Origin of the sequence: Methyloceanibacter marginalis (assembly GCF_001723295.1) — a bacterium.
GTDB classification, from domain to species: domain Bacteria; phylum Pseudomonadota; class Alphaproteobacteria; order Rhizobiales; family Methyloligellaceae; genus Methyloceanibacter; species Methyloceanibacter marginalis.
This window is the reverse complement of record NZ_LPWD01000241.1, coordinates 1-9,259: the sequence shown is the minus strand read 5'-3', so window position 1 is coordinate 9,259 and position 9,259 is coordinate 1. Positions and strand designations below refer to the sequence as shown.

General features: G+C 63.5%; 10 protein-coding genes and 4 pseudogenes. 7 read left to right on the top strand and 7 right to left on the bottom strand.

Translation table 11 applies throughout. The annotated features are described in order from the left end of the window. Nucleotides 1–138 (top strand): BA14K family protein (locus tag AUC71_RS17710; protein WP_141701584.1); only part of this gene is annotated, 138 nt, incomplete at its 5' end. Nucleotides 139–455: 317 nt separating this feature from the next. Further along, a complete protein-coding gene (locus AUC71_RS09455) occupies nt 456–1,412 on the top strand; it encodes a fatty acid desaturase (RefSeq protein ID WP_069624066.1) in 957 nt (318 codons plus the stop codon). Here the strand turns inward: AUC71_RS09455 and AUC71_RS20265 are convergent. Both AUC71_RS20265 and AUC71_RS09445 read right to left on the bottom strand, forming a co-directional pair. After that, entirely contained in the window at nt 1,409–1,720 is a 312-nt protein-coding gene (locus AUC71_RS20265) for a DM13 domain-containing protein (protein ID WP_204376693.1), read from the bottom strand. The two genes, AUC71_RS09455 and AUC71_RS20265, sit on opposite strands and share 4 nt — an antisense overlap. Nucleotides 1,721–1,980: 260 nt before the next feature. Next, nucleotides 1,981–2,274, bottom strand: coding sequence for an usg protein (locus tag AUC71_RS09445; RefSeq protein WP_083238238.1), 294 nt, complete (start codon nt 2,272–2,274; stop codon nt 1,981–1,983). A 223-nt stretch (nt 2,275–2,497) separates the two neighbouring features. Between AUC71_RS09445 and groES the strand changes: the two genes are divergently transcribed. The 3 genes and pseudogenes from groES to AUC71_RS09430 all read left to right on the top strand — a co-directional run bounded on the left by groES (nt 2,498) and on the right by AUC71_RS09430 (nt 5,564). Further along, nucleotides 2,498–2,812 (top strand): co-chaperone GroES, encoded by a 315-nt coding sequence (gene groES / locus AUC71_RS09440; protein WP_069624065.1) that lies wholly within the window; start codon nt 2,498–2,500, stop codon nt 2,810–2,812. 80 nt (nt 2,813–2,892) lie between these two features. Then, nucleotides 2,893–4,535: pseudogene (gene groL, locus AUC71_RS09435) on the top strand (chaperonin GroEL). Between the two features lie 211 nt (nt 4,536–4,746). Then, nucleotides 4,747–5,564 (top strand): annotated as a pseudogene (locus AUC71_RS09430) (DUF72 domain-containing protein). Here the strand turns inward: AUC71_RS09430 and AUC71_RS21125 are convergent. The 5 genes and pseudogenes from AUC71_RS21125 to AUC71_RS09415 form a co-directional block, all read right to left on the bottom strand. Continuing rightward, a complete protein-coding gene (locus AUC71_RS21125; protein ID WP_244500877.1) occupies nt 5,561–6,151 on the bottom strand; it encodes a tRNA nucleotidyltransferase/poly(A) polymerase family protein in 591 nt (196 codons plus the stop codon). The pseudogene AUC71_RS09430 and the gene AUC71_RS21125 sit on opposite strands and share 4 nt — an antisense overlap. 246 nt (nt 6,152–6,397) lie before the next feature. Next, nucleotides 6,398–6,657 (bottom strand): annotated as a pseudogene (locus AUC71_RS21120) (CCA tRNA nucleotidyltransferase); the annotation flags it as partial. Further along, the gene (locus AUC71_RS21115) at nt 6,654–6,821 is read right to left on the bottom strand and encodes a hypothetical protein (protein WP_244500878.1); all 168 of its coding nucleotides are present in this window, start codon (nt 6,819–6,821) and stop codon (nt 6,654–6,656) included. The gene AUC71_RS21115 and the pseudogene AUC71_RS21120, both read right to left, overlap by 4 nt. 36 nt (nt 6,822–6,857) lie before the next feature. Further along, nucleotides 6,858–7,094 carry a DUF6111 family protein gene (locus AUC71_RS09420; protein ID WP_069624064.1) on the bottom strand — a complete coding sequence of 79 codons (237 nt, stop codon included), beginning with the start codon at nt 7,092–7,094 and terminating at the stop codon, nt 6,858–6,860. Between the two features lie 89 nt (nt 7,095–7,183). After that, on the bottom strand, nt 7,184–7,729 hold the full coding sequence (locus AUC71_RS09415) for a DUF1285 domain-containing protein (RefSeq protein WP_069624063.1): 546 nt from the start codon (nt 7,727–7,729) through the stop codon (nt 7,184–7,186). A gap of 226 nt (nt 7,730–7,955) precedes the next feature. Here AUC71_RS09415 and AUC71_RS09410 point away from each other — a divergent pair. Both AUC71_RS09410 and AUC71_RS22335 read left to right on the top strand, forming a co-directional pair. Then, nucleotides 7,956–8,821: pseudogene (locus AUC71_RS09410) on the top strand (AAA family ATPase); the annotation flags it as partial. A gap of 6 nt (nt 8,822–8,827) precedes the next feature. After that, nucleotides 8,828–9,046, top strand: a complete 219-nt coding sequence (locus AUC71_RS22335; protein WP_342021832.1) for a nitroreductase family protein — start codon at nt 8,828–8,830, stop codon at nt 9,044–9,046. Nucleotides 9,047–9,259 lie beyond the last annotated feature (213 nt).

The following is a 9,259-nucleotide window of genomic DNA, read 5'->3' as shown; positions in this document are numbered from 1 at the left end:
GTCTATACGAATGCCGGCTACGGGCCGCCTGCCTGGACGCCGGACTGGTACACGTACTGCTATTCGCGCTACCGGAGCTTCAATCCGAACACCGGCACCTTCGTCGGCTATGACGGCTACGAGCACTTCTGCCGCTAGTCACGAAACGCGCTGAGATGTCCTGCGGCCCGTCGGATTGACCTCCGGCGGGCCGTTGCTTTTGCACCACACTCGCCTTCGATCGGGCGTGTCGCGCGAGACCCGAGCGCGCCGTGCGGATTCCGCTAACCATCGGTTTTGACGAGGCATTTACCCCTGCGTCAACTAAGCCCGCCCCGTGGCCCATTGTGCCTTGAACGTGGCCGCGGGACGGCTCAAAATTGGTGCGTTCCGGGATGAGTCCAACGCGCGGCCGCAACGCCCTCGCTGGTCGCGTTAACTTATTGATCAGACGAACGAAGGACTCTTGAACAGCCATGACGTCGATTGTCGCCGAACCCGCGATCACCGAGACCTCCCGCGACCAGCCGAATGCGCCTGCCGACCGCCAGGCGCTCCAGAGAATTCGCCCACATCAGGGCATGGTGGCCTGGCCGACCGTCTATCTCGCCCTTGGCATCGTCGTCGCCTTCACGCTCGTCTGCACGCTCGGCACCTTGGGGCTAATCCCGCTCTGGCTCGGGCTGATCCTCAACACGCTGGTTCTCTATGCCGACCAGACGCCGCTGCATGAAGCCTGTCACGGCAACATCGCCGGCCGCGACTCGCGCTGGCTCTGGCTCAACCACCTTATCGGCTTCGCCTGCGGCACGATCTTGCTGCACGAGTACAAAGCCTTCCGCTACATGCACCTCGCCCACCACCGGGACACCAACAATCCGGAGCTCGATCCCGACCACTGGGTCGCGGTCAAGAACCCGTTCCTGGTGGCCTTCCGCTGCCTGACGATCGTGTTCTGGTATCACCAGTATTTCTGGAAGCACATCGCCTTCCACGCACACATTCCGGGCATGCGGCCGCTCACAATCCACATCATGATCATGCACATGCTCTACTACGGGGTGGCGATAGGCCTGTCGCTGATGGGCTATTGGCGCGAAGTGCTGATGCTGTGGATCTTCCCGCACATCCTCGCCTCGGCGCTGATCATCTACTTCTTCGCCTATCTCACCCATGCGCCTCATGAGGTGCACCAGCGCTATCGCGATACCAACGTGTTCTGGGTGCGCGGCAAGATCGTCGAGCCGGTCGTGAACTGGCTCTACCTGTTCCAGAACTTCCACCTCATCCATCACCTCTTTCCGCGGATTCCATTCTACAGATACGGCCAAGCCTTCCGCGATCTGAAGCCGGTGCTGGATAAGGAACAGGCGCACATTTACGAGTACGACTTCGGGCCGCACAGCGAGGCACAGGCCCAGTCGTCCTCTTAGAGGTTGCCGCCCTGCTCGAAGCTGAGATCGGCCGGCGAGATCAGCACCGAGAACTGCTGACACCAGATCACCACGCTCGGGAACTGCTTGAGATCGACACCGGCCGGGATCGGATAGTTCTGGCTGCCCTTGAAGGCGCGCAACCGACCAAGGTCCACATACATCGTGTCGATGACGTCGCTCGAGGAGCGGATGTCGGCCTTCGGCACCAGATAGACGTGGAAGTCGGGGCCCGGTCCCACCTCGAAGTCTTCGCCGAGAAAGACGGTGCTGGGATAGACGCTGACCGCGCCTTTGCCGTAATGCACCGGATCGTTGGGATTGGGCTGGATGAATGTGCCTTGGCCACGAGCTTACCGGTCTCCTCCCGGCTCAAGCTCTCCGTGGCGTCCGGCGGCGGGAAAATGTACGGGAAGACGAAAATCCCGATCACAAAACCGGCGGCCAGTCCGAGCAGGCCTCCGGCCAGAAACCCCTTCACCCACCGCCACATGTCATGCCTCCCGCAGCCCCAAATAGAGCTTAGGAGCTTGCCATGGCGAGCCAATGAAGGCGAGCGGCCGCCCGCTCAATGCATGCAGAGCTCGCCTTCCACGAAGCTGAATTCTGTCGGCGAGATCAGCTTCTTGTGCGCCACGCGCACCCGGTAAAGCGGCCCTTCGAGATTTGCGTCCCAGAAATCCAGGAAATCCGTGAGCCGGGGAAAGCGCGGCGCCATGTCGTAATCCTGCCAGATATAGCTCTGCAGCAGCTTTGGATGGTCGGGAAGACGGTAGAGAATTTCGGCGGTGGTCAGCGAGTACCCAGCAATCTGGTGAACGAAACCCTGGTCCATCAGTCCTCGTCCCTGTTTGGTCGGCATGTTTTGATTCTTTCAATGCTAATCACGGGCCGGGCTTGCGTCCAGGTTATTTAGTCAGCCAAATCAACATCTTGGCAGCAGACCGAAGACACTGCTGATTTTTTGGCACTCTCGCCTTGAAAGTGCCAAAACCCGGGTCTAGATACCGTTTGCGGCGCGCCCGTTCCGGGCTCTGCGCCTGTTTCACGACAATTTGGACAATCTGTTTGGAGGAGATCGCAAGATGAAGTTTCGTCCATTGCATGACCGCGTCGTGGTGCGTCGGATCGATGAGGACGAACGGACCAAAGGCGGCATCATCATCCCGGACACCGCGAAGGAGAAGCCGCAGCAAGGCGAAATCGTCGCTGTCGGCCCCGGTGAGACCGACGAGAAGGGCCAGGTTCAGCCTCTGGACGTAAAGCCCGGCGACCGCGTGCTGTTCGGCAAGTGGTCCGGCACCGAGGTCAAGATCGACGGCGAGGACCTGCTCATCATGAAAGAGAGCGACATTCTCGGCGTGCTCGAAGACTCGGTCGCCAAGAAGAAGGCCGCCTAACCATCCGTTTTGAATTCCACCTTTGCCCTTGAGACGCCGGTTGCTGGCGCCATGGGTGAGGCCCTTAGGAGTAAGAAGACATGTCTGCGAAGGAAGTAAAATTTTCCCAAGACGCGCGCGAGAAAATGCTCAAAGGCGTCGATATCTTGGCCAACGCGGTCAAGGTGACGCTCGGCCCGAAGGGCCGAAATGTCGTGCTCGAGAAATCCTTCGGCGCGCCGCGCATCACCAAGGACGGCGTCACGGTCGCCAAGGAGATCGAGCTCGAGAACAAGTTCGAGAACATGGGCGCGCAGATGCTGCGCGAGGTTGCCTCCAGGACCGCCGACGAGGCGGGCGACGGCACCACGACCGCCACCGTGCTGGCCCAGGCCATCGTCAGGGAGGGCGCGAAGTCCGTCGCCGCCGGGTCGAACCCGATGGACCTGAAGCGCGGCGTCGATCTCGCCGTTGCGAAAGTGGTCGAGGCCCTGAAGGAGAAATCCAAGAAGGTCACCTCCAACGAAGAGATCGCCCAGGTCGGCACCATTTCCGCCAACGGCGATCAGGAGATCGGCCGCTTCATTTCCGAAGCCATGCAGAAGGTCGGCAATGACGGCGTCATCACCGTCGAAGAGGCCAAGAGCCTCGAGACCGAGCTGGAAGTCGTCGAGGGCATGCAGTTCGATCGCGGCTACATCTCGCCCTACTTCATTACCGACGCCGACAAGATGCGCGTCGAGCTCGAGAACCCCTACATTCTCATCGACGAGAAGAAGCTCTCCAATCTCCAGTCGCTGCTGCCGCTGCTCGAGGTGGTGGTGCAGTCCGGCCGGCCGTTGCTGATCGTGGCCGAGGACGTGGAGGGGGAGGCGCTGGCCACGCTCGTGGTCAACAAGCTGCGCGGCGGTCTGAAGGTCGCCGCCGTGAAGGCGCCGGGCTTCGGCGATCGCCGCAAGGCCATGCTGCAGGACATTGCCGTGCTGACGGGCGGCCAAGTCATCTCCGAGGATCTCGGCATCAAGCTTGAGAACGTGACGCTCGACATGCTCGGCCAGGCGAAGAAGATCGTCATCACCAAGGATGACACCACGATCGTCGATGGCGCCGGCAAGAAGAAGGACATCGAGGCGCGCGTCGCCCAGATCCGTCAGCAGATCGAGGACACCAGCTCCGACTACGACCGCGAAAAGCTGCAGGAGCGGCTGGCCAAGCTCTCCGGCGGTGTTGCCGTGATCAAGGTCGGCGGCGCCACCGAGACCGAAGTGCGGGAGCGGAAGGACCGCGTCGACGACGCGTTGAACGCGACCCGCGCGGCCGTCGAGGAAGGCATCGTGCCGGGCGGCGGCGTGGCCCTGCTTCGCGCGTTGAAGGTGCTCGATACGGTCAAAGGCGCCAACGAGGATCAGAAGGTCGGCGTCAACATCGTCCGCCGTGCCCTTCAAGCCCCGTTGCGTCAGATCGCCGAGAATGCCGGTGAGGACGGGGCCGTGGTCGTCGGCAAGATCCTCGACAAGGACGAGTACAACTACGGCTACAACGCCGCGACGGGCGAGTACGGCAACCTGGTCAAGCAAGGCGTCATCGACCCGGCGAAGGTCGTGCGCACCGCGCTCCAGGATGCGGCCTCTATCGCCGCCTGCTGATCACCACCGAAGCCATGGTGGCCGAGATGCCGAAGAAGGCATCGGCGCCCGCCATGCCCGGCGGCGACATGGGCGGCATGGGCGGTATGGGCTTCTAGCCTCGTAGCGTTCAGTTGCGTAGGTTGCGTCGCGTAAGTTGCGTCCCTGCGTAAAAAAGTACCCCCCAGAGTATCGAGCCGCGCCTTCGGGCGCGGCTCTTTTTTACGTCTCCGTTGTCGTCATGGCCGGGCTTGTCCCGGCCATCCACGTCTTTAGATTAGTCGGCCGTGGTTGCCCGGCACTTCGGCCGAGCATGACGAGGAGTCACCTGTGGCGCGGAAAGATCAAAGCACGTCAGGAACCATCCGCGTCGGTGTCGGCGGCTGGATCTATGCGCCGTGGCGCGGTGTGTTCTATCCCAAGGGCTCCGACAAGCCGACGAGCTCGCCTACGCCACGAGCCATCTCACCTCGATTGAAATCAACGCCACCCATTACCGGCTGCAAAGTCCCAAGAGCTTCAAGAAATGGGCAGACACCGCGCCGGACGGCTTTGTCTACTCGGTAAAGGGCCCGCGCCTCGTCACCCAGCAGAAGGTTCTGGCCGAGACGGACAAGTTCATCGAGCGCTTCTTCGCCTCCGGACTAAGCGAGCTCGGCGACAAGCTCGGACCGGTGCTCTGGCAATTCGCGCCTTTCAAGACATTCGATGAGACCGACTTTGCCAAGTTCCTGGAACATCTGCCGAAAGACCTCGATGGGCGAAAGCTCAACCACGTGGTCGAGGTCCGCCATGCGAGCTTCCAGGATCCGGCGTTCATTCGCCTGCTCAAGGAGCATGGCGTGGCCCCTGTCTATGTGGACAGCGAAGACTATCCGTCCATCGCCGACCTCACCGGCGACGTCGTCTATGCACGGCTGCAACGCGGCGACGAAGCGATCGAGACCGGCTACCCGCCGAAGGACCTCGACACATGGGCCGCGCGCGCCAAGGCGTGGTCCGAGGGCGGCACGCCGGAGGATCTGCCTGTGGTGGACAACGGACACATAGCGGAGGTCAAACCGCGCGATGTATTCGTGTATTTCATCCATGAAGGAAAGCTGCGCGCGCCCGCGGCAGCCATGAGCTTCATCGAGCGGCTCGGTTAGGTCTGGGCGGCCAGTTCCTTGGCTCTCGCCAGGAGCCGCTCGCGGTCGTCCGCAAAACCGCCCTCGATCCAGTGCTGCTCGAGCGCGTGCAGCATCGCGCCGATCTCCGGTCCCTTGAAGTCGCCGAGCGCAGTGATATCGGGGCCGCGTAGCGGGAACGCCGGCGCCTGCCAGCGGTCCGGCAGGGCCAATGCGCGAAGCCAGCCATCAGCTTCGGCGGGTGCGCCGCTCGCGGCCCACGCGAGCAGCACCTTCGGCGGAAACCGCTCCGCCCCGATCTTGTAGAGCAAGCGCTTGGCGGCATCCTCACCGGGCAGCGCGGCATCGAGGGTCTCATCGGCGCCGAGCGCGAGCAGCGCCTGATCCGCGTTGGACAGCTTGAATCGCGCGGCAAGCCGCGGCGCATCCTCGGCCACGAACACCGAGAGCGCGGCCAGCCGCAAGATCGCGTTTGGCTCCCGGCCGCGCGCCATCTCGATGGCGATGAGCCGCGCCAGACGGTCGAGCCGCGGCGCGCTTCCCAGAATGTCGCTCAGAAGCCCGAAGTCGAACAGCGCTTCGACACCCTCGAACGCGCGCGGCGCCACCAACAGCCGCTTGAGCTCGGCAGCGATCCGTTCCGCCGAAAGCTGGGCGAGGCCGTTCCTTTCGTTCACGCAGGCCGAAAGTCCTGCCGCATCGAGTGGCTCCTTACCGTAGTAGGCATTGAAGCGAAAAAAGCGGAGGATCCGCAGATAGTCTTCCCGGATGCGGGCCGCCGCATCGCCGATGAAGCGCACCCGTCCCGCGAGCAGATCTTCATAACCGCCGAGCGGGTCGTAAAGCCTGCCGTCCGCGCCGGCGTAGAGCGCGTTCAGGGTGAAGTCGCGCCGTTGCGCGTCCTCCGACCAGTCCGTGGTGAAGGCCACCTTGGCGTGCGCCCGAAGGTCTCGATGTCGCGCCGCAGCGTCGTCACCTCGCACGAGACGCCCCCGGCCACCACCGTCACCGTCCCGTGCGCGATGCCGGTGGGGATGGCCTTGAGGCCCGCTTTGCGCGCGCGAGCCATGACGTCCTCCGGCACCGCCGTGGTGGCGAAGTCGATGTCCGTCACTGACCGCCCCAGCAGCGCGTCCCGCACCGCGCCGCCCACGGCGCGCGCTCGATGTCATCGCCCGAAAGCGCGGCGAACACGCGGACTGTTTCAGGCCGCTTGAGCCATCCGGCGTACTTCAACGAAGGCGGCGCTTCGGCGCGGGGGGTGTCGTGCTCGGCCATGGAGCCTCTAAGATCAGTCGACGCCGCCGGGTTTGATCACGCCGTCTTGACGACAGGCGGGTGATAGGTCCCCTCGGGGCTGCCGCCGGAGAACTGCACCAGCGTCACCGTGACGGCAATCAGGAGTCCGAAGCCAATGGTCAGCAGCCAGAAAATCGGCGCACCGGTCATCGCGCTCGCCGGCGCCCTGCCCTTCACCCAGACCATGTAGGCGGCGTAGATCAGGAACGGCAGGGCAAAGAGCAGAATATCGATGAGGGCGATGCGCAACATCAGCTTGGCCGGTCTCCCCGAGGTAGGCGTGCAAGCACGCGTGTTTTGCCGAGACCTTAGCGGCGCGTGCCCGACAATGCGAGGCCGGTTCAGCCCTCCATGGGGAACGGAAAGAAGGCGCCGCCGCTCCACACGCCGGTGCCCTGGCCGGTCTCGGTGGCGAGTTCCGTCAACTCGTAATAGACCGGCCTTGCGAGCTGTGCGCGCAAGCCGTCGCGCACCTCGACATATGGCGCATGGCCACCCTCCGGTTCGGCACGAAAGCCGATCGCATGGTCAGGCCCGGCCGTCACCACGTCATCGACATTGGTGCGGAAGGAAAGCCGCTGATCGCGGCCCGTCCCTTCCCGCGTCATCTCCACCGCGATGAAGGGTTCCCCCTCCACGGCGATGGGCACTTTCTCCACAGGCGTCACCAGGTAGAAGCCGTCGTCTTCGCGACGCAAGACCGTGGCGAACAACTTGACCAGGGGTTGGCGGCCGATGGGGCTTCCCTGGTAATACCAAGTTCCGTCGCGGGCGATTTTCAGCCCGATATCTCCGCAAACATTAAGGTTTGGCAATAATGGCTTGGCCGGTTTGCCGCCGTCCTTGCCAGATGCTACGAGTCCGTCTCTCTTATCTTGGTCAGGCATTGTCATATTCGCCGCGATACGACCTCGTTTTTCGCTCCGCCAAGCGCCAACGGTATTGTGACCCAATTGCCAGTCAAAGTGTTCCGCTTTTCCCGGCCTTTGGCCCTATATATTCCCATCATCAGGATCGAGCGAAACGGAAGCCATGACCACACTTGAATCTGAGACCCAACTCGTGGATTGCCTCGACGAGATCGGCGCCAAGATCCAGGACGTGCGGGACACCACCGCCACTGTCATCTTCGGCCAGGACCGCGTCATCGATCTGGCCTTGACCACGCTTCTCTCCGGCGGCCACGCGCTCCTGATCGGCGTGCCGGGCCTCGCCAAGACGAGCCTGGTGGAGACGCTGGGCGCCGTGCTTGGGCTTGAGAACAAGCGCATTCAGTTCACGCCGGACCTCATGCCGTCGGACATCGTGGGCTCCGAGGTGCTTGAAGAGGACAGCGGCGGCCGCCGCGACTTCCGCTTCGTCAAGGGCCCGATCTTCACGCAGCTTCTGATGGCCGACGAGATCAACCGGGCGAGCCCCAAGACCCAGTCCGCGCTGCTCCAGGCCATGCAGGAAAATCACGTCACCGTCGCGGGAATCCGCCACGACGTGCCGCGCCCCTTCCACGTCCTCGCCACCCAGAACCCGCTGGAGCAGGAAGGCACCTACCCGCTGCCCGAGGCGCAACTCGATCGCTTCCTGTTGCAGATCGACGTGTCCTACCCGGATGCCGACTCCGAGCGGCGCATGCTGTTCGCCACAACCGGCACGGAGGAGCGCAATCTCAAGACGATTCTGTCCGCCGAGGAGTTGATGATGGCCCAGCGCCTTGTGCGCCAGCTGCCGGTCGGCGACCAGGTGGTGGACGCCATTCTTCAGCTCGTGCGCTCCGCGCGTCCCGGTACCGGCATCGACAAAACCTTGGATGAGATGATTGCCTGGGGCCCCGGCCCCGCGCGAGTCAAGCGCTGATGCTCGCCGTGCGCGCCAAGGCGATGATGGAGGGCCGGCTTGCGCCGTCCGTGGACGACGTGGTTGACCTTGCAGAGCCTGTGCTGAAGCACCGTATGGCGCTCACCTTCGCCGCCCGCGCCGAAGGCATCGGGATGGGCTGGGTGTCGATCCTCGATCCGGCCCGCATGACCGAAATCTTGGAGGTTTCCCGAGAGTGGATCTTCGTCGGCCATCTGTGCCTCGGCTATCCGGAGGCGCAAGACGATACGCCGGCGCTGGAGCGGGCGGGCTGGGAGCACCGCCACCCGCCCGAGGGCGTGTCATCAAGAGATAGTCCGGCCGCGTGGTTCGAGGCCCGGCCGTCATCCTGAGGCGCGAGCATAGCGAGCCTCGAAGGACCACCGGGCAACCCTCACCATGACGCGGCCGACAAGAGGGATGCTTGCGCCCGGGCCGGTCTAAGGGCACTCTCGGTGCTCAGGGCTTTCGGGCTCGCGGTTTAGGGGCACCGCTTTTGGGGGCGGCCGTGCGCGGCACACGCATCACGCTGGTTTTGGCGGGGCTTTTGGCGCTTTGCCTCGTCG